General features: G+C 61.9%; 16 protein-coding genes and 4 tRNA genes. All 20 read left to right on the top strand.

Features of this window, described 5'->3' with window-relative positions:
• The first annotated feature begins 248 nt into the window (after window positions 1-248).
• The 20 genes from IEI94_RS19495 to rplC all read left to right on the top strand — a co-directional run bounded on the left by IEI94_RS19495 (window position 249) and on the right by rplC (window position 20,551).
• Window positions 249-1,229 carry a biotin--[acetyl-CoA-carboxylase] ligase gene (locus IEI94_RS19495; protein WP_191168882.1) on the top strand — a complete coding sequence of 327 codons (981 nt, stop codon included), beginning with the start codon at window positions 249-251 and terminating at the stop codon, window positions 1,227-1,229.
• The gene (locus IEI94_RS19490) at window positions 1,226-2,065 is read left to right on the top strand and encodes a type III pantothenate kinase (RefSeq protein WP_191168881.1); all 840 of its coding nucleotides are present in this window, start codon (window positions 1,226-1,228) and stop codon (window positions 2,063-2,065) included. The genes IEI94_RS19495 and IEI94_RS19490 overlap by 4 nt, the downstream gene beginning before the upstream one ends.
• A 106-nt stretch (window positions 2,066-2,171) precedes the next feature.
• Window positions 2,172-2,255: transfer RNA gene (locus tag IEI94_RS19485), tRNA-Tyr, on the top strand.
• 42 nt (window positions 2,256-2,297) lie between these two features.
• Window positions 2,298-2,371: transfer RNA gene (locus tag IEI94_RS19480), tRNA-Gly, on the top strand.
• 32 nt (window positions 2,372-2,403) lie between these two features.
• Window positions 2,404-2,478 (top strand) — tRNA-Thr (locus tag IEI94_RS19475).
• Window positions 2,479-2,619: 141 nt separating this feature from the next.
• Window positions 2,620-2,695: transfer RNA gene (locus IEI94_RS19470), tRNA-Trp, on the top strand.
• 72 nt (window positions 2,696-2,767) lie between these two features.
• A complete protein-coding gene (secE, locus tag IEI94_RS19465) occupies window positions 2,768-3,136 on the top strand; it encodes a preprotein translocase subunit SecE (protein WP_191168880.1) in 369 nt (122 codons plus the stop codon).
• Between the two features lie 8 nt (window positions 3,137-3,144).
• The gene (nusG, locus tag IEI94_RS19460; RefSeq protein ID WP_191168879.1) at window positions 3,145-3,678 is read left to right on the top strand and encodes a transcription termination/antitermination protein NusG; all 534 of its coding nucleotides are present in this window, start codon (window positions 3,145-3,147) and stop codon (window positions 3,676-3,678) included.
• A 162-nt stretch (window positions 3,679-3,840) separates the two neighbouring features.
• Window positions 3,841-4,272 (top strand): 50S ribosomal protein L11, encoded by a 432-nt coding sequence (rplK, locus tag IEI94_RS19455; RefSeq protein WP_075880571.1) that lies wholly within the window; start codon window positions 3,841-3,843, stop codon window positions 4,270-4,272.
• A gap of 2 nt (window positions 4,273-4,274) precedes the next feature.
• On the top strand, window positions 4,275-4,967 hold the full coding sequence (rplA, locus tag IEI94_RS19450) for a 50S ribosomal protein L1 (protein WP_191168878.1): 693 nt from the start codon (window positions 4,275-4,277) through the stop codon (window positions 4,965-4,967).
• A 261-nt stretch (window positions 4,968-5,228) separates the two neighbouring features.
• Window positions 5,229-5,735, top strand: a complete 507-nt coding sequence (gene rplJ / locus IEI94_RS19445) for a 50S ribosomal protein L10 (protein WP_191169676.1) — start codon at window positions 5,229-5,231, stop codon at window positions 5,733-5,735.
• Window positions 5,736-5,825: 90 nt separating this feature from the next.
• Entirely contained in the window at window positions 5,826-6,194 is a 369-nt protein-coding gene (gene rplL / locus IEI94_RS19440) for a 50S ribosomal protein L7/L12 (RefSeq protein ID WP_191168877.1), read from the top strand.
• A gap of 235 nt (window positions 6,195-6,429) precedes the next feature.
• Entirely contained in the window at window positions 6,430-10,506 is a 4,077-nt protein-coding gene (rpoB, locus tag IEI94_RS19435; RefSeq protein WP_191168876.1) for a DNA-directed RNA polymerase subunit beta, read from the top strand.
• Window positions 10,507-10,516: 10 nt separating this feature from the next.
• Window positions 10,517-14,734: a DNA-directed RNA polymerase subunit beta' gene (gene rpoC / locus IEI94_RS19430; RefSeq protein ID WP_191168875.1), complete on the top strand. Its 4,218-nt coding sequence runs from the start codon at window positions 10,517-10,519 to the stop codon at window positions 14,732-14,734.
• Between the two features lie 163 nt (window positions 14,735-14,897).
• Entirely contained in the window at window positions 14,898-15,272 is a 375-nt protein-coding gene (gene rpsL, locus IEI94_RS19425) for a 30S ribosomal protein S12 (protein ID WP_089659626.1), read from the top strand.
• A gap of 113 nt (window positions 15,273-15,385) precedes the next feature.
• Window positions 15,386-15,856 (top strand): 30S ribosomal protein S7, encoded by a 471-nt coding sequence (gene rpsG, locus IEI94_RS19420; protein WP_191168874.1) that lies wholly within the window; start codon window positions 15,386-15,388, stop codon window positions 15,854-15,856.
• Window positions 15,857-15,934: 78 nt separating this feature from the next.
• On the top strand, window positions 15,935-18,055 hold the full coding sequence (gene fusA / locus IEI94_RS19415) for an elongation factor G (RefSeq protein ID WP_191168873.1): 2,121 nt from the start codon (window positions 15,935-15,937) through the stop codon (window positions 18,053-18,055).
• Between the two features lie 29 nt (window positions 18,056-18,084).
• On the top strand, window positions 18,085-19,278 hold the full coding sequence (gene tuf, locus IEI94_RS19410; protein WP_191168872.1) for an elongation factor Tu: 1,194 nt from the start codon (window positions 18,085-18,087) through the stop codon (window positions 19,276-19,278).
• Window positions 19,279-19,445: 167 nt separating this feature from the next.
• Window positions 19,446-19,757, top strand: coding sequence for a 30S ribosomal protein S10 (gene rpsJ / locus IEI94_RS19405; protein WP_016419080.1), 312 nt, complete (start codon window positions 19,446-19,448; stop codon window positions 19,755-19,757).
• Between the two features lie 155 nt (window positions 19,758-19,912).
• Window positions 19,913-20,551, top strand: a complete 639-nt coding sequence (gene rplC / locus IEI94_RS19400; protein ID WP_191168871.1) for a 50S ribosomal protein L3 — start codon at window positions 19,913-19,915, stop codon at window positions 20,549-20,551.
• The last annotated feature ends 12 nt before the right edge of the window (window positions 20,552-20,563 follow it).

The following is a 20,563-nucleotide window of genomic DNA, read 5'->3' as shown; positions in this document are numbered from 1 at the left end:
CGCCGGCTCGGGGCGTTCGACCGCCCTCGCGGCGGTGCCGCGAAGGGCCGGGCGGTCTCACCCCCATGTGAGAGTAGCGGAGCGCCGCCCGGATCATCGTCAGGCACTTAGTTAGAAGCCCCAGTCTCGAAAGAGGCTGGGGCTTCGTCGTTTAGGGGGCGGATATCTTACTTGCACTTTGGTCGCGGCATTCCCGCTGGCAGCCCGCTTCCGATAGAATATGGGTTTTCCCGGCTGGGGCCGTTGTAATGACCATTGGTGACCTGATCCGCCTGATGCGCGATGGCGAATTTCATTCCGGCGAGCAGCTGGGTGAACGGCTAGGCGTATCGCGCACGGCGGTATGGAAGCAGCTCAAGAAGCTCGAGGGGGTGGGGGTTCCTCTCGAAACGGTAAAGGGCCTGGGCTACCGCCTGGCAGCGCCGTTGGAGCTGTTCGATGGTGCCGATATCGTTGCGCGGTTGCCGCATGACTGCCGCACTCGACTAAGCCGCCTGATCATCGAGGATAATCTGCCCTCCACCAATGCCTTCCTGCGCGCGCGCTTTGAGCAGGGCGCAGGGCATGGCGAGGCGTGTCTTGCCGAGGCGCAGAGTGCCGGCCGTGGGCGCCGTGGACGTGGTTGGGAGACGCCCTGGGGGCGCAGTGTGGTGCTGTCAGTCGGGTGGCGGTTCGAGGGTGGTGCCAGCGTACTGGAGGGCCTGAGTCTGGCGGTAGGGGTGGTATTGGCAGAGGTTCTGGAGCGCCATGGTCTCGAGGTGGCGCTCAAGTGGCCGAACGACGTGCTGCTCAAGACCCCGCAGGGCCTGGCCAAGCTGGCAGGGATTCTGCTCGAAGTGAGTGGTGATCTGGCGGGGCCCTGCGAGGTGGTGGTTGGAGTAGGGCTCAACGTGGATCTGCCCGATGAGGTGCGTGCACGCATCGAACAGCCGGTGGGGGCTGTCCATGACGTGGTGCCGGAGCTGTCGCGTAATCAGCTGGCGTCCGAGCTGGTGGCGGGGCTGTTGGACCTGCTATCGCACTACGAGGAGCAGGGGTTTGGCGCCTGGCAGCAAGCGTGGGAGCGGCGCCATGCCTACGCCAATCAGAAGATAGACGTCATTCAGCATAATGCACGCTATGTGGCGCAGGCTGAAGGTATCGATGAGGCAGGCAACCTGTTGGTGCGTCACGATGGCGAGCTGCGTCGCCTGGCCGGTGGTGAAATCAGCGTGCGTGTGCGTTCATGATTCTCGACCTGGACATCGGGAACACGCTATCCAAGTGGCGGCTCAAGGACAGTGCCAGCAGCGAGATCCGGTCTCGCGGGGCGGTATGGACCCGTGAGGAGTGGCGACCTGGCTCCGATATTCCCGATCTCGACGTCGTCGAGGCGGTGCGTATTTCCAGTGTGGCGCGTCGGGCGGTGTTGCAGGATACCGTGACGCTGCTGCGCCGCCGTGTCGGTGTCGTGCACGTCGCGCGCTCGACACGCGAGGCGCTGGGGGTGACCAACGGCTACGAAGAGCCCGGGCGGCTGGGCGTCGACCGTTGGATGGGGACGCTGGCCAGCTACCACCTGGCCGGCGGCTGTTGCAGCGTCGACTGTGGGAGTGCCATCACCATCGACTTCGTGCTGCCTGGTGGCCGCCACCTGGGCGGCTATATCCTGCCCGGCCTGCGCCTGATGAAAGAGAGCCTCAAACTCGGCACCCGCAATGTGGCAATTGACCCAGACAGCGAGGCCGATGAGCTGTTAGCGCCGGGCAAGAACACCGTGGAGGCCGTCAACCACGGTATCTATATGGCGGCGGTGAGTGCCGTCAATCGCATCTATGCCGAGGTGTGCGACCGCGAGGGGGTGGCCATGCCGCTGCTGCTTACCGGCGGCGACGCACGGGTCGTGTCACGGGGCATGCGGGTGCCCCACGCGCTGTGGCCGGATATGGTGTACGGCGGCCTGGAAGCCTGCTTTCCGCTGACCAGTGCCGAGCGCGCCGGTCGACTATCCGGGGCGCCGCGGGTGCCGGCACCGGTCGCGCTGGAAAAGATTCGTGCAGGGCTTGCCTTCTCGATGCTGCTTTGACATAATTTTGCGCGTTCTCAGCCGCAAGGGCGGATGGAAAGTGTTCTGCCTTTATTGGCTAAGCGCTTGACAAGTCTGAGAAAAGCGGTAGAATTTGCCGCGGCCTGGAGGGGTTCCCGAGTGGCCAAAGGGAGCAGACTGTAAATCTGCCGCGAAAGCTTCGAAGGTTCGAATCCTTCCCCCTCCACCAGATTTTGCCGACGTACTGCCGTCCGGTTGAAGAAGTGGATAGGCGGGTATAGTTCAATGGTAGAACCTCAGCCTTCCAAGCTGATGGTGCGGGTTCGATTCCCGCTACCCGCTCCAGTTTATGGTCAAGGCGGTAGGTGTAGAGTTTTGCTCATGTAGCTCAGGGGTAGAGCACACCCTTGGTAAGGGTGAGGTCGACGGTTCAAATCCGTCCATGAGCTCCATATTGAAAAGGCGAGCCAAGTGCTCGCCTTTTCTTTTCCCGGAGGCGCGCCGGGGGTTGTAAGGCGGAATCGCTTCCGCTATTATTGCGCCCGCTGTTGCGTATGCCGCCTGCAAAAGGGGTGAAGCAGCAGCGACGATACAGGCCAGTAGCTCAATTGGCAGAGCAGCGGTCTCCAAAACCGCAGGTTGGGGGTTCGATTCCCTCCTGGCCTGCCAGTCTTCCCCAGGCTGGCGATATCTTCTATACTTGAATGTTTCGATTGCCGCACCCTGAGGAGTCTCGTTTTCATGAAACATAACGCCGAGGTGCAGGAGTCGCGCCACGACGGGCTCAAGTGGGCGGTGGTCGTTGCCTTGGTGGTCGTTGCCGTCGTTGGCAACTCCTATTTCGCCGATCAGGCCATCCTGTATCGGGTGCTGGGCGTTGTAGTGCTGTGTGCGCTAGCCGCGGTGGTCGGTTTCACTACTGCCAAGGGGCGCGACCTGCTCGAGCTTGCTCGCAGCGCGCGCAAGGAGATCCAGCGTGTGGTCTGGCCGACCCGCCCCGAGACCATTCAGACCACTGCCATCGTACTGGTGGCGGTGCTTGTGGTGGGCCTGATGCTATGGCTGATGGACACCATTCTAGGCTGGGCGATGTCCGGCGTCATCGGTTAGGAGATTCCATGTCCAAGCGTTGGTATGTCGTGCATGCCTACTCCGGTTTCGAGAAGCATGTCATGCGCTCGCTCCTTGAGCGCGTGAAGATGTATGGCATGGAGGATCGCTTCGGCGAGATTCTGGTGCCGACCGAGGAAGTGGTAGAGATGCGCGACGGTAAGCGTCGCAAGAGCGAGCGCAAGTTCTATCCCGGCTATGTGCTGGTCGAGATGGAGATGGATGATGGCACCTGGCACCTGGTCAACGAGACGCCCCGCGTAATGGGGTTTATCGGTGGCACCAAGGAGAAGCCGGCGCCGATCACCCAGAAGGAGGCAGATGCCATCCTGCGTCGTGTGCAGGACGGTACCGACAAGCCGCGCCCCAAGACCCTGTTCGAGCCGGGTCAGTCGGTGCGCGTTGTCGATGGCCCCTTCGCCGACTTCAACGGCGTGGTCGAAGAGGTCAACTACGACAAGAGTCGCCTCCAGGTCAGCGTGCTGATCTTCGGTCGCGCGACTCCTGTCGAGCTCGAGTTTTCACAGGTCGAGAAGGATTGAGTCTCGGCCTGAGCATTGTCATTTGAGCCGTCGCTCGGCTCATTAACCCGGGGAGCTGTAAGGAGGACGCTGAACAAGTTGGCGGAGGAAATGAAGCGATTCGTCCGCGCCGATATTTGAGCAGTGTTTTCCGAGGCGCTATTACCCAACTGGAGTCTACACATGGCCAAGAAAGTACAGGCTTACATCAAGCTGCAGGTCGCGGCTGGTAAGGCCAATCCGAGTCCCCCCGTCGGTCCCGCGCTGGGTCAGCACGGTGTCAACATCATGGAATTCTGCAAGGCGTTCAACGCCGAGACCCAGGACATCGAGCCGGGCCTGCCGACACCCGTGGTGATCACCGTCTACTCCGACCGTAGCTTCACCTTCATCACCAAGACGCCGCCGGCAGCCGTGCTGCTGAAGAAGGCCGCTGGTATCAAGTCCGGCTCAGGCGAGCCGAACAAGAAGAAGGTCGGTACCGTGACCCGCGAGCAGCTCGAAGAGATCGCCAAGACCAAGGAGCCGGATCTGACGGCTGCTGATCTCGACGCCGCCGTGCGTACCATTGCCGGTAGTGCCCGTAGCATGGGCCTCAACGTGGAGGGCCTCTGATCATGGCTAAACTGACCAAGCGTGCCAAGCGGATCAACGAAAAGCTCGAGGCTGGCAAGGTCTACTCCCTGGAGGAGGCCGTGGCGCTGCTCAACGAGCTGTCCACCGTCAAGTTCAAGGAGTCGCTGGATGTCGCCATCAACCTTGGCGTCGATCCGCGTAAATCCGACCAGGTCGTGCGTGGCGCCACCGTCATGCCCAACGGTACGGGCAAGGACGTGCGCGTTGCCGTCTTCACCCAAGGCGCCAATGCCGATGCCGCCAAGGAAGCCGGTGCCGATATCGTCGGCATGGACGACCTGGCCGAGCAGGTCAAGAAAGGCCAGCTCGACTTCGACGTGGTCATCGCCTCGCCGGACGCCATGCGCGTGGTTGGCCAGCTGGGCCAGATCCTCGGTCCGCGCGGCCTGATGCCTAACCCCAAGGTCGGCACCGTCACGCCGGACGTGGTCACCGCGGTCAAGAACGCCAAGGCGGGCCAGGTACGTTTCCGTACCGACAAGAACGGCATCATTCACACTACCCTGGGCAAGGTCGATTTCGACGCCTCTGCGATCCAGGGCAACCTTGAAGCGCTGGTCGCCGACCTCAAGCGGCTCAAGCCAAGCGCCTCCAAGGGTGTGTATTTCAAGAAGATGACCCTGTCCACCACCATGGGCCCGGGCATCACCGTCGATCATTCGGCCCTGGTCTGAGTACTGGGCGAGTCTCGACGCAACAGGCAGTAACTTTGCGGTCCCCGTGTGTGGTATGCGGCGGGGCACCGTCAAAGACCGCAGGTGCCGCTCTTCGGAGCGGCTTAATCGCCCCTTGAGGGGGCCTGCGCAGATGGTGTGGCCGCCAGTCTTCTGGTGAGCACCATCACCCGGTACCTCCGCCGGACCAACTGGCAGGCGGAGGAGATGGTAACCACCGGAATGCTCGATACGGGCTTCCGGCACGAAGGAGTGATCACTGTGCCACTAGCACTCGAAGGCAAGAAAGCGATCGTTGCCGAGGTCAGTGAAGCGGCCAAAGATGCGCTCTCCGTCGTCGTTGCCGATTCTCGTGGCGTTACGGTCGAGAAGATGACCGTTCTGCGCAAGCAGGCCCGCGAGAATGGCGTGCAGATCCGTGTTGTCCGCAACACTCTGGCACGCCGCGCCCTTGAGGGCACTACTTGGGAGTGCCTCAACGAGACCTTCTCGGGTCCGACCATGCTGGCGTTCTCCTATGAGCACCCGGGCGCTGCCGCCCGTCTGTTCAAGGAGTTCGCCAAGGGTGAGAAGGACTTCGAGGTCAAGGCGCTGGCATACGAGGGTGAGTTCATCCCGGCTTCCGACCTGGATCGCCTGGCAACGCTGCCGACCTACGACGAGGCCATCGCCAAGCTGATGTCCGTCATGAAGGAAGCGTCCGCTGGCAAGCTGGTTCGGACTCTCGCTGCGCTGCGTGACCAGAAGCAGGAAGAAGAGGCCGCCTGATCGGCGAACTCGATCCCGCTGTCTGAATCGAACACTGTATCTACGAGCGCTCGGGCGACCGAGGCTCCCGCAAAGTTAGGAATGTGAAACATGGCACTGACCAAAGAAGACATCATCAACGCCGTCGCCGACATGTCCGTGATGGAAGTCGCCGAGCTGGTTGAAGCGATGGAAGAGAAGTTCGGCGTGTCCGCCGCTGCCGCCGTTGTGGCTGGCCCGGCTGCCGCTGGTGAAGTGGCTGAAGAGCAGACCGAGTTCGACCTGGTGCTGACTGGCGCTGGCGAGAAGAAAGTCAACGTGATCAAGGTGGTTCGCGAGATCACGGGTCTGGGCCTGAAGGAAGCCAAGGGTGCCGTTGACGGCGCGCCGGCGACCATCAAGGAAGCGATGTCCAAGGACGACGCTGAAGCAGCCAAGAAGAAGCTGGAAGAAGCCGGCGCGTCTGTGGAGCTCAAGTAACCCTTGTGCCCATGGCTTCACGCGCTGCGTAAGCTTCCACGGCTGGTGGCGGGACACCCGCTGCCGGCCTTTTTCTGTTGTTACTAGCCGGCCGCCATGCTTGGCGTAGCCGCTAGCCGAATTCCGACGGCGAGCTCTCATACGGGGGCTTGCCGTCAGCGCCTGACGGTAGTGCTGTCGTCGGGTGGCGCCGACACGCATCGGTCACCCATGGTGAACAAGCTGGGGAATACAGATGGCTTACTCATACACTGAGAAAAAACGCATCCGCAAGGATTTCGGCAAACTGCCCCAAGTGATGGATGTGCCCTACCTGCTGGCCATCCAGCTTGATTCCTACTACGACTTCCTCCAGCAGGATCGGGCGCCGGAAGAGCGAATGGAGATCGGCCTCAATGCCGCCTTCAAGTCGGTCTTCCCGATCGAGAGTTTCTCGGGCAACGCCGCGCTCGAATATGTCAGCTACCGTTTCGGCACCCCGGCGTTCGACGTCAAGGAGTGCCAGCTGCGCGGCGTCACCTACTCTGCACCGCTGCGCGTCAAGGTACGCCTGATCATCTATGATCGCGAGTCATCGAACAAGGCGATCAAGGATATCAAGGAGCAGGAAGTCTACATGGGGGAGATCCCCCTGATGACCGAGAACGGTACCTTCGTGGTCAATGGTACCGAGCGCGTTATCGTTTCCCAGCTGCACCGCTCGCCGGGCGTGTTCTTCGACCACGACAAGGGCAAGAGCCACTCCTCCGGCAAGCTGCTCTACTCGGCGCGGGTGATTCCCTACCGCGGCTCCTGGTTGGACTTCGAGTTCGATCCCAAGGACAGCGTCTTCGTGCGCATCGACCGTCGCCGCAAGCTGCCGGCCTCGGTGCTGCTGCGCGCGCTGGGCATGAGTGCCGAGGAGATCCTCGAACAATTCTTCGAGACCAGCACCTTCCACATCGAGAAGTCTGGCTTCTCGGTGGACCTGGTGCCGTCGCGCCTGCGCGGTGAGACCGCCACCTTCGACATCAAGGATGTCGACGGCAGCGTGATCGTCGAGGAGGGTCGTCGGGTAACCCAGAAGCATATCCGGCAGATGGAAAAGTCGGGCCTCGAGCGTCTCGAAGTGCCGATGGAGTACATGTACGGCAAGACCCTGGCCCGCGATCAGGTCGACCCCAACAGCGGCGAGCTGATCTGCGAGTGCAACACCGAGGTCACTCCCGAGCTGCTAGAGAAGCTCGCTCAGGCGGGTATTACCACCCTCGAGACGCTGTATACCAACGATCTCGACTGCGGTCCGTTTATCTCCGACACCCTCAAGCTCGACACCACACGGTCGCAGCTCGAGGCGCTGGTCGAGATCTACCGCATGATGCGTCCCGGCGAGCCGCCTACCAAGGAGGCCGCCGAGACGCTGTTCCGCAACCTGTTCTTCAGCGAAGACCGCTACGACCTGTCCGGTGTCGGCCGCATGAAGTTCAACCGTCGCCTGCGTCGTGAAGGCGACACCGGCTCCGGTGTGCTCAACAACCAGGACATTCTCGATGTGCTCAAGGAGCTGATTGCGATCCGCAACGGCTTCGGCGATGTCGATGACATCGACCACCTGGGCAACCGCCGCATCCGCTGCGTCGGCGAGATGGCCGAGAACCAGTTCCGCGTCGGTCTGGTGCGCGTCGAGCGTGCGGTCAAGGAGCGCCTCTCGATGGCCGAGAGCGAAGGCCTGATGCCCCAGGACCTGATCAACGCCAAGCCCGTCGCCGCGGCGGTCAAGGAGTTCTTCGGTTCGAGCCAGCTGTCGCAGTTCATGGATCAGAACAACCCGCTCTCCGAGGTCACCCACAAGCGTCGCGTGTCGGCGCTCGGCCCAGGCGGTCTGACCCGTGAGCGTGCCGGTTTCGAGGTGCGTGACGTTCACGCCACTCACTACGGGCGTCTGTGCCCGATCGAGACCCCTGAAGGTCCCAACATCGGCCTGATCAACTCGCTGGCCACCTACAGCCACACCAACAGCTACGGTTTCCTCGAGACCCCGTACCGCAAGGTCGTCGACCGTCAGGTGACCGACGACGTGGTACACCTCTCGGCGATTGAAGAGGGCGACTTCATCATCGCCCAGGCCTCGGCCACCGTGGATGAGTCGAACAAGCTGGTCGACGATCTGGTGCAGGTTCGTCACCGCGGTGAGACCACCTTCATGGCACCCGACAAGGTGACCCTGATGGACGTCTCGCCACGTCAGGTGGTGTCGGTGGCGGCGGCGCTGATTCCGTTCCTCGAGCATGATGACGCCAACCGCGCCCTGATGGGCTCGAACATGCAGCGTCAGGCGGTGCCGACGCTGCGCGCCGACAAGCCGCTGGTGGGCACCGGCATGGAGCGCTTCGTGGCCCGTGACTCCGGCGTCTGCGCGGTGGCCGGCCGCGGCGGTGTGATCGACTCGGTGGACGCCAAGCGCATCGTGGTACGGGTCAATGAGGATGAGATCATCGGCGGCGAAGCCGGCGTTGATATCTACAATCTGACCAAGTACGTGCGCTCCAACCAGAACACCTGCATGAACCAGCGCCCCATCGTGCGCCCCGGCGACTCGGTGGCACGCGGTGACATCCTCGCCGACGGTCCGTCCGTCGATATGGGTGACTTGGCCCTGGGTCAGAACATGCGCATCGCCTTCATGCCCTGGAACGGCTACAACTTCGAGGACTCGATTCTGGTCTCGGAGCGGGTGGTGCAGGAAGATCGCTTTACCACCATCCATATCCAGGAGCTGACCTGTGTGTCCCGCGACACCAAGCTGGGTGCTGAGGAGATCACCTCGGATATTCCCAACGTCGGCGAATCGGCGCTCGGCAAGCTCGACGAAGCCGGTGTGGTCTATATCGGTGCCGAAGTCGGCCCCGGCGACATCCTGGTGGGCAAGGTCACGCCCAAGGGCGAGACTCAGCTGACCCCGGAAGAGAAGCTGCTGCGGGCGATCTTCGGCGAGAAGGCCTCGGACGTGAAGGACACCTCGCTGCGCGCCCCGACCGGCATGCGCGGTACCGTCATCGACGTCCAGGTGTTTACCCGTGACGGCGTCGAGAAGGACTCGCGGGCGCTCTCCATCGAGCAGATGCAGCTCGACGAGGTGCGCAAGGATCTCCAGGAGACCTATCGCATCGCCGAGGATGCCACCTTCGAGCGTCTCAAGCGGACCCTCGACGGCCAGGTGGTCAACGGCGGTCCCAAGCTGAAGAAAGGCGATGCGCTCAGCGAGGAGTATCTCGATGAGCTGCCGCGTCAGCAGTGGTTCAAGCTGCGCCTGCAGGATGAGTCGCTCAACGAGCTGCTGGCCCAGGCCGATGAGCAGCTCGAGAATCGCCGCAAGGAGATGGATGAGCGTTTCGAGGACAAGAAGCGCAAGCTCACCCAGGGCGATGACCTGGCGCCGGGCGTACTCAAGATCGTCAAGGTCTACATGGCGGTCAAGCGTCGCATTCAGCCGGGCGACAAGATGGCCGGGCGTCACGGTAACAAGGGTGTCATCTCGGCGATCATGCCGATCGAAGACATGCCTTTCGACGCTGGCGGCGAGCCGGTGGACGTGGTCCTCAACCCGCTCGGCGTGCCGTCGCGCATGAACGTCGGGCAGGTCCTCGAGACCCACCTCGGCATGGCCGCACGGGGCCTGGGCATGAAGATCGAGCGCATGCTGCGCGAGGCCCGCGACCAGCAGGTCGGTGAGATCCGCGAGTTCCTCGGCAAGATCTACAACACCGCGGGCACTCGTCACGAGGATATCGACTCCTTGAGCGACGAGGAGGTCATTGCCCTGGCCAAGAACCTGCAGGGTGGCGTGCCCATGGCGACACCGGTCTTCGATGGCGCCAAGGAGCACGAGATCAAGCACCTGTTGAATCTCGCCGACCTGCCGGATTCCGGTCAGATGACGCTGTTCGACGGGCGTACCGGCGAATCCTTCGACCGGCCGGTGACGGTGGGCTACATGTACATGCTGAAGCTCAACCACCTGGTCGATGACAAGATGCACGCGCGCTCTACCGGCTCCTACTCGCTGGTCACTCAGCAGCCGCTGGGCGGCAAGGCGCAGTTCGGTGGTCAGCGCTTCGGCGAAATGGAGGTGTGGGCGCTGGAAGCCTACGGCGCGGCCTACACCCTTCAGGAAATGCTCACGGTCAAGTCCGACGACGTCGAAGGGCGGACCAAGATGTACAAGAGCATCGTCGACGGCGACCACACCATGCAGGCAGGCATGCCGGAGTCCTTCAATGTGCTGGTGAAGGAAATCCGCTCGCTGGGCATCGATATCGAGTTAGAGAGCTAGGAGCCCCTCAATGAAAGATTTGGTGAAAGTCCTCAAATCGCAGGCTCAGTCCGAAGAGTTTGACGCGATCAAGATCACGCTCGCGTCACCGGAAATGATCCGCTCCTGGTCCTACGGCGAAGTAAAGAAGCCCGAGACCATCAACTACCGCACCTTCAAGCCGGAGCGGGATGGCCTGTTCTGCGCCAAGATCTTCGGCCCGGTGAAGGATTACGAGTGCCTGTGCGGCAAGTACAAGCGCATGAAGCACCGCGGCATCATCTGTGAGAAGTGCGGCGTCGAGGTGACCAAGGCCGCCGTGCGCCGCGAGCGCATGGGCCATATCGAGCTGGCTAGCCCGGTGGCGCACATCTGGTTCCTCAAGTCGCTGCCGTCACGCATCGGCATGTTCCTCGACATGACCCTGCGCGATATCGAGCGGGTGCTCTACTTCGAGAGCTTCGTGGTCATCGACCCGGGCATGACCACGCTGGAGCGCGGTCAGCTGCTCAACGATGAGCAGTACTTCGAGGCCCTCGAAGAGTTCGGTGACGACTTCGACGCCCGCATGGGTGCCGAGGCGGTCCAGGCGCTGCTCAAGGATATCGACCTGGCCGAGGAGATCGATCGCCTGCGCGAGGAGATCCCCCAGACCAACTCCGAGACCAAGATCAAGAAGCTCTCCAAGCGGCTCAAGCTGCTGGAAGCCTTCTACAAGTCGGGCAATGCCCCGGCCTGGATGGTCATGGAAGTGCTGCCGGTGCTGCCCCCGGACTTGCGTCCGCTGGTGCCGCTGGACGGCGGCCGCTTCGCGACCTCGGATCTCAACGATCTGTATCGCCGGGTGATCAACCGCAACAACCGCCTCAAGCGGCTGCTCGATCTCAACGCGCCGGACATCATCGTGCGCAACGAGAAGCGCATGCTGCAGGAGTCGGTGGACGCGCTGCTCGACAACGGTCGTCGTGGCCGCGCCATCACTGGCTCCAACAAGCGCCCGTTGAAGTCGCTGGCCGACATGATCAAGGGCAAGCAGGGGCGCTTCCGTCAGAACCTGCTGGGCAAGCGTGTCGACTATTCCGGCCGCTCGGTGATCACCGTGGGTCCGACCCTGCGTCTGCACCAGTGCGGTCTGCCCAAGAAGATGGCGCTGGAGCTGTTCAAGCCGTTCATCTACTCCAAGCTGCAGTCGCTGGGCTACGCCTCGACGATCAAGGCGGCCAAGAAGATGGTCGAGCGCGAGCTGCCCGAGGTATGGGATATTCTCGCCGACGTCATCCGCGAGCACCCCGTGCTGCTCAACCGCGCTCCGACCCTGCACCGTCTCGGCATCCAGGCCTTCGAGCCGCTGCTGATCGAGGGCAAGGCGATTCAGCTGCACCCGCTGGTGTGTGCCGCCTACAACGCCGACTTCGACGGTGACCAGATGGCGGTCCACGTACCGCTGACGCTGGAAGCCCAGCTCGAAGCCCGTGCGCTGATGATGGCCACCAACAACGTGCTGTCGCCGGCCAACGGCGAGCCGATCATCGTGCCGTCCCAGGACGTGGTGCTGGGTCTCTATTACATGACCCGCGAGAAGATCAACGCCAAGGGCGAGGGGATGGTGTTCGCCAACCTCAAGGAAGTCGAGCGCGCCTTCGGTACCCAGAGCGTCTCCATGCACGCCCGTGTCAAGGTACGTCTGACCGAGCACCTGGCGGAAGAGGATGGCGGCGAGAAGATCAAGCAGACCTCGATCTTCGACACCACCGTGGGCCGTGCACTGCTGTTCCGCATCCTGCCCAAGGGGGCGCCCTTCGAGCTGGTCAACCAGCCGATGAAGAAGAAGGCGATCTCCAAGCTGATCAACGAGGTTTACCGGCGCGCCGGCCTCAAGGAAGCGGTGATCTTTGCCGACCAGCTGATGTACACCGGCTTCCGCATGGCAACCTGGTCAGGGGCGTCGATCGGCGTCAACGACTTCGTCATCCCCGATGCCAAGAAGGGCATCGTGGACGCCGCCGAGGACGAGGTGAAAGAGATCGAGGATCAGTTCTCCTCGGGCCTGGTCACGGCTGGCGAGAAGTACAACAAGGTCATCGATATCTGGTCCAAGGCCAACGACAAGGTGGCCAAGGCGATGATGGCGGTAATCTCCAAGGAGACCGTGGTTGACCGCGACGGCAACGAGGTAGAGCAGGACTCGTTCAATAGCGTGTTCATCATGGCCGACTCCGGGGCGCGCGGTAGCGCCGCTCAGATCCGTCAGTTGGCGGGGATGCGCGGCCTGATGGCCAAGCCCGATGGCTCGATCATCGAGACGCCAATCACCGCCAACTTCCGTGAGGGCCTGAACGTACTGCAGTACTTCATCTCTACCCACGGTGCCCGTAAGGGTCTGGCGGATACGGCACTCAAGACCGCCAACTCCGGTTATCTGACTCGTCGTCTGGTCGACGTGGCCCAGGATCTGGTGATCACCGAGACCGACTGTGGCACCGACCAGGGCCTGACCCTGCACCCGGTGATCGAGGGCGGTGACATCATCGTCTCGCTGGCACAGCGTGTTCTGGGTCGTGTGGTGGCGCAGGATGTCGTCGATCCAGCCACCAACGATGTGCTGATTGCGCGTGGCACGCTGCTCGACGAGAAGTGGTGCGCCGAGCTCGACACCATGGGCGTCGACGAGATCGTGGTGCGCTCGACCATCACCTGTGAGACGGCTCACGGCGTCTGTGCATCCTGCTACGGTCGCGATCTGGCGCGCGGTCATCAGGTCAATATCGGTGAGTCGGTGGGCGTTATCGCCGCTCAGTCGATCGGTGAGCCGGGTACCCAGCTGACCATGCGTACCTTCCACATCGGTGGTGCCGCCTCGCGGGCCTCGGCGGTGGACAGCGTGCAGGTCAAGCACGGTGGCCGCGTGCGTCTGCACAACATCAAGTCGGTGGAGCGCGCCGACGGCAAGCTGGTGGTGGTATCACGCTCCAGCGCCCTGGCCGTCGCCGACGACCACGGTCGTGAGCGCGAGTACTACAAGCTGCCCTACGGCGCCGAGCTGGCGGTCAAGGACGGCGATGCGGTAGACGCCGGCCAAGCGGTGGCCAAGTGGGATCCGCACACCCACCCGATCGTTGCCGAGGTCGAGGGCAAGGTGCAGTACATCGACATGGACGAAGGTATCTCCATCCACCGCAGCGTGGACGAGATGACCGGTCTGTCGTCGATCGAGGTGATCGAGTCGGCGGCACGTCCCGCCGCGGGGCGTGAGAAGCGTCCGATGATCATGCTCAGCGATGATGCCGGTCAGCATATCGCGCTGCCGGGCTCCAACACCCCCGTGCAGTACCTGCTGCCGGGCAAGGCGATCATCTCGGTAGAGAACGGTGCCAAGGTGGGCATCGGTGAAGTCGTCGCGCGTATCCCGGTGGAGGCGTCCGGCAACAAGGACATCACCGGTGGTCTGCCGCGGGTGGCCGACCTGTTCGAAGCACGCAAGCCGAAAGAGCCGGCGATCCTCGCCGAAATCAGTGGCGTGATCAGCTTCGGCAAGGAGACCAAGGGCAAGCGGCGTCTGGCGATCACCCCGGAATCCGGTGATCCGTTCGAGATGCTGATTCCCAAGTGGCGTCAGATCGCGGTGTTCGAGGGCGAGACCGTCGAGCGCGGCGAGGTGATCTCCGATGGTCCCAGCAGCCCCCACGACATCCTGCGTCTGCTGGGTGTGGCGGAGTTGGCCAAGTACATCACCGCCGAGGTGCAGGAGGTCTATCGCCTGCAGGGCGTGGGCATCAACGACAAGCACATCGAAGTGATCGTGCGTCAGATGCTGCGCAAGATCGAGATCACCGATGCCGGTGACTCCAGCTTCATCACCGGTGATCAGGTCGAGCTGGTGCGAGTGCTGGAGGAGAACGCGCGTCTGGTCGCGGAGGAGAAGTTCCCGGCCAAGTACGATCGTCTGCTGCTGGGTATCACCAAGGCCAGCCTGGCCACCGAATCGTTCATCTCCGCGGCCTCCTTCCAGGAGACCACGCGGGTGTTGACCGAGGCGGCGGTAACCGGCAAGCGAGACTACCTGCGCGGCCTCAAGGAAAACGTGGTGGTGGGACGCCTGATCCCGGCCGGTACCGGCCTCACCCACCACGCCGAGCGTAAGCGCAAGCGTGAAGACGTCGAGCGCACGCTCACACCGTCGGCCTTCGACGTCGAGCAGGAGCTGGGCGCTCAGCTTACGGCCCTCGATGCCGACGACGACGATATCTAGGCAGAATCTGCTGCCGCGGCGGCTGAACCGCCGCCGCGGCCGTCGAGCCCAGGCTTGACGGGCATTGCAGCAAAGCAGTAGAATGCGCAGCCTTCAATAGTGGGGTGGGTACGCCCGCACCCGCTAAAAAGGCTAAGGCAACCATTGGAGTCAGCAACAGACCATGGCAACTATCAATCAGCTCGTGCGCAAGCCGCGCAAGCGTCCTGTCGCCAAGAGCGACGTACCGGCGCTGCAGGCCTGCCCGCAAAAGCGCGGCGTTTGCACCCGCGTCTACACCACTACCCCGAAGAAGCCGAACTCGGCGCTGCGTAAGGTCTGCCGTGTGCGCCTGACCAACGGCTACGAAGTCTCTTCGTACATCGGTGGTGAAGGTCACAACCTGCAGGAGCACTCCGTGGTTCTGATTCGCGGCGGTCGCGTCAAGGATTTGCCGGGTGTGCGTTACCACACCGTACGCGGCGCGCTTGACACCTCCGGTGTTCAGAATCGTAAGCAGGGTCGTTCCAAGTACGGCACCAAGCGTCCCAAGTCCTGATTTCGGACGTATTTACTCACAGATTTGCAACGGTCAGATAAGAGTAAGGTCGGGCGGCCTCGCATGAGGCGAGTCCCGGGTTTACCTGAAGGACCCTTTACTGAGGGCTTATCATGCCTAGAAGAAGAGTTGCTGCTAAGCGCGATATCCTGCCGGATCCCAAGTTCGGAAGTGAGCGCCTGGCCAAGTTCATGAACCACCTGATGATCAGCGGCAAGAAGTCTGTTGCTGAGAAGATCGTCTATGGTGCGCTGGATATCGTTATCGAGCGTAGCAAGGAAGAGCCGCTGGAGATCTTCGACAAGGCGCTGGAAACTATCCAGCCGATGGTCGAGGTCAAGTCTCGTCGGGTCGGTGGTGCAACCTACCAGGTGCCCGTGGAAGTCCGTCCCTCTCGCCGTCAGGCTCTGGCCATGCGCTGGCTGGTAGACGCTGCTCGTAACCGTGGTGAAAAGACCATGGTGCAGCGTCTCGCCGGCGAAATGCTGGACGCCGCCGAAGGCAAGGGTGCGGCAGTCAAGAAGCGTGAAGACGTGCACCGCATGGCAGAAGCCAACAAGGCCTTCTCCCACTACCGGTTCTAAGCACGGCGCGTTCGCCGACTTCCATACACGAGGTGCTGCCCGATCGGGCAGCACGTCCAACCAATGGGGAATTCCATCGTGGCACGCAAGACTCCGCTCAAGCGTTACCGCAACATTGGTATCGTCGCCCACGTTGACGCCGGTAAGACCACCACCACCGAGCGTGTCCTGTTCTACACCGGCCTGTCGCACAAGGTCGGCGAGGTCCATGATGGCGCAGCCACCATGGACTGGATGGAGCAGGAGCAGGAGCGTGGTATCACTATCACCTCCGCAGCGACTACCTGCTTCTGGCAGGGCATGAACAAGCAGTTCGATGAGCACCGCATCAACATCATCGACACGCCGGGGCACGTTGACTTCACCATCGAAGTTGAGCGTTCGTTGCGTGTGCTCGATGGAGCGGTAGTGGTGCTGTGTGGCTCGTCCGGCGTCCAGCCGCAGACCGAGACCGTATGGCGCCAGGCCAACAAGTACGAAGTGCCGCGCATGGTGTTCGTCAACAAGATGGACCGCGCCGGCGCCGACTTCTTCATGGTCGTCGACCAGCTCAAGGAGCGGCTTGGCGCTAACGCCGTGCCGATCCAGATCAACTGGGGCACCGAGGAAAATTTCAAGGGCGTCATCGATCTGCTGCAGATGAAGGCGATCCTGTGGAATGAAGACGACCTGGGCATGAGCTATGACCTGGCCGACATTCCTGCCGAGCTCCAGGAAACTGCCGAGAAGTACCGCGAAGAGATGATCGAGGCCGCTGCCGAAGGCTCGGAAGAGCTGATGGACAAGTACCTCGAAGGCGGTGAGCTGTCCCTCGAAGAGATCAAGGCGGGGCTGCGCGCGCGCACCCTGGCCAATGAAATCGTGCTGGTCACCTGCGGCTCGGCGTTCAAGAACAAGGGCGTCCAGGCGGTGCTCGACGGCGTCATCGAGTTCATGCCGTCGCCCACCGAGGTCAAGGCCATCGAGGGCGAGCTGGACGACAAGGATGGCACCATCGCCACCCGTGAAGCCGACGACAGCGCACCCTTCTCGGCACTGGCGTTCAAGATCGCCACCGACCCGTTCGTCGGCACCCTGACCTTTATTCGCGTCTATTCGGGCGTATTGAAGTCGGGCGACAGCGTGTTCAACTCGGTCAAGAGCAAGAAGGAGCGCGTGGGTCGTATCGTGCAGATGCACTCCAACTCGCGCGAAGAGATCAAAGAGCTCTACGCTGGCGATATTGCTGCCTGTATCGGCCTCAAGGACGTCACCACCGGTGACACCCTGTGCGACCTGAACGACAAGATCGTGCTGGAGCGCATGGAGTTCCCGGATCCGGTGATCTCGGTGGCGGTGGAGCCGAAGTCCAAGGCCGACCAGGAAAAGATGGGCGTGGCGCTGGGCAAGCTGGCTCAGGAAGATCCGTCGTTCCGCGTCAAGACCGACGAAGAGACCGGTCAGACCATCATCTCCGGGATGGGTGAGCTGCACCTTGATATCATCGTTGACCGCATGCGTCGCGAGTTCAAGGTCGAAGCCAATATCGGCAAGCCCCAGGTCGCCTACCGCGAAACCATTCGCGGCAGCGTCGAGCAGGAAGGCAAGTTCGTGCGCCAGTCGGGCGGTCGTGGCCAGTTCGGCCATGTCTGGCTGCGCATCGAGCCGCTCACCGAAGCGGACAAGGAGGAGGACGAAGAACTGCACTTCAAGTTCACCTCCGAGATCGTCGGCGGCGCAGTGCCCAAGGAATACGTGGGTGCCGTCGAGAAAGGGGCCTATGAGCAGCTGCAAAACGGTGTCATCGCGGGCTACCCGATGATCGACGTCAAGGTCACGCTGTATGATGGTTCCTACCATGACGTGGACTCCAACGAGACTGCGTTCAAGATCGCCTCTTCGATGGCGGTCAAGGAAGGGGCCAGAAAGGCCAAGGCCGTGCTGCTGGAGCCGATGATGAAGGTCGAAGTCGTGACCCCCGAGGAGTTCATGGGTGACGTCATGGGCGACCTGAACCGTCGTCGCGGTCTGGTGCAGGGCATGGATGACACGTCTTCGGGCAAGGTCATCCGCGCAATGGTGCCGCTGGGCGAGATGTTCGGTTATGCAACCGACCTGCGTTCTCAGACCCAGGGCCGCGCAAGCTACTCCATGGAGTTTGCAAAGTACGACGAGGCGCCCTCCAGCGTCGTTGAAGCCGTCATCAACCAGAACGGTTAACCGTTAGCTAACGTAAAGAGGTTATAGCAGTGGCTAAGGAAAAATTTGAACGTTCCAAACCGCACGTCAACGTCGGCACCATCGGTCACGTCGACCACGGCAAGACCACGCTGACTGCGGCCCTGACCCGCGTTTCTGCCGAGGTGTTCGGCGGCGAATGGCGCCAGTTCGACAGCATCGATAATGCTCCGGAAGAGCGCGAGCGCGGCATCACCATCGCCACCGCTCACGTCGAGTATCAGTCCGAAGAGCGCCACTATGCGCACGTCGACTGCCCGGGGCACGCTGACTACGTCAAGAACATGATCACCGGTGCTGCCCAGATGGACGGCGCTATCCTGGTCTGTTCTGCTGCCGACGGCCCCATGCCGCAGACTCGCGAGCACATCCTGCTGTCGCGTCAGGTCGGCGTGCCGTACATCGTCGTGTTCCTGAACAAGGCCGATATGGTCGACGACGAAGAGCTGCTCGAGCTGGTCGAGATGGAAGTTCGTGAACTCCTGTCCGAGTACGACTTCCCGGGTGACGATACGCCGATCATCATCGGTTCTGCGCTGATGGCGCTGAACGGTGAAGACGACAACGGCATGGGTACTACTGCCGTCGCCAACCTGATCAAGGCCCTGGATGAGTACATCCCGGAGCCGGAGCGTGCCATCGATCAGCCGTTCCTGATGCCGATCGAAGATGTGTTCTCCATCTCCGGCCGCGGCACCGTGGTTACCGGTCGTATCGAGCGCGGTATCGTCAAGGCTGGCGAAGAGATCGAGATCGTCGGTATCAAGGACACCACCAAGACTGTCGTGACCGGTGTCGAGATGTTCCGCAAGCTGCTCGACGAAGGTCGTGCTGGTGAGAACGTCGGCGCCCTGCTGCGCGGCACCAAGCGTGACGACGTCGAGCGTGGTCAGGTACTGGCCAAGCCGGGCACCATCAACCCGCACACCGTCTTCGAAGCCGAAGTCTACGTGCTGTCCAAGGAAGAGGGTGGTCGTCACACGCCGTTCTTCAAGGGCTATCGTCCGCAGTTCTACTTCCGTACCACCGATGTAACCGGTACCTGTGAACTGCCGGAAGGTGTCGAGATGGTCATGCCGGGCGACAACGTCAAGATGGTTGTTACCCTGATCGCACCGATCGCCATGGAAGACGGCCTGCGCTTCGCGATCCGCGAAGGCGGCCGTACCGTTGGCGCCGGTGTTGTCGCCAAGATCATCCAGTAAGCCTTAGGCTCACCCGATGATCGAAGGGGGCTCCTGCGGGGGCCCCCTTTCTGCGCATGTTTTCGCCAGAGTGTTTGACTCCGGCGGTCGCCATGCCTATAATGCGCATCCTTTGAATGCGTGGGTAGACGGCTCGCGCCGTCGACATCCATTGGAGTTTAGGGCTAATGCAGAACCAAAAGATTCGCATTCGGTTGAAAGCGTTCGACCATCGCCTGATCGACCAGTCCGCCGCGGAGATCGTTGAAACCGCCAAGCGTACCGGTGCTCAGGTGCGCGGTCCGATCCCGCTGCCGACCAACCGTGAGCGCTATACCATCCTGATCTCGCCGCACGTCAACAAGGACGCGCGCGACCAGTATGAGATTCGCACTCACAAGCGTGTGCTCGACATTGTCGAACCCACCGAAAAGACCGTTGACGCACTGATGAAGCTCGACCTCGCCGCTGGCGTTGACGTGCAAATCAAACTCGACTGAGACCTCACTAGACACTCGCGGCCCAGCGCCCGGCATACGATACCGCCGAGCAGCAGCCGCCACGCCGGGATGGCGTCATACAACGTGCTAGTGGAATGCTCTGGAAAGGGCAGCCATAGCGGGTGATAGCCCCGTACACTATTAGGAGACTGAACATGACTATCGGTTTAGTCGGTAAGAAGTCCGGTATGACCCGGGTCTTCACCGAAGATGGCGCATCCGTGCCCGTGACCGTTATTGAGGTTGAGCCTAACCGTGTGACTCGCGTCAAGACTGTCGAAGCCGACGGTTACAGCGCAGTCCAGGTTACAACCGGTTCCCGCAAGGCCAAGCACCTGACCAAGGCGCAAGCTGGACAGTTTGCCAAGGCAGGCACCGAGGCCGGTCGTTCACTGATGGAATTTCGTCTCGCCGAAGGCGACGAAGCACCGGAAGTGGGTGGCGAACTCACCGTATCCCTCTTCGAAGCTGGTCAGATCATCGATGTGACCGGTACCTCCAAGGGCAAGGGCTTCCAGGGCGCCGTCAAGCGCTGGAACTTCCGCACCCAGGACATGACCCACGGCAACTCTCTGTCGCATCGCGCGCCGGGCTCCATCGGCATGTGCCAGACCCCGGGTCGCGTCTTCAAAGGCAAGAAGATGGCCGGTCAGATGGGCAATGTCCGCTGCACCGTGCAGAGCCTGGAAGTCGTCCGTGTCGACGCCGAACGCAACCTGCTGTTGATCAAGGGCGCTGTCCCTGGTGCACCGGGTAGCGACGTCGTTGTGCGCTCTTCCGTCAAAGCTCGCTGAGGGGGTTGGAAC

The organism is Halomonas sp. ML-15 (genome assembly GCF_014779595.1).
GTDB lineage: Bacteria > Pseudomonadota > Gammaproteobacteria > Pseudomonadales > Halomonadaceae > Franzmannia.
The sequence above is the reverse complement of the archived record's forward strand: the minus strand, read 5'-3'. Positions and strand labels throughout refer to the sequence as shown.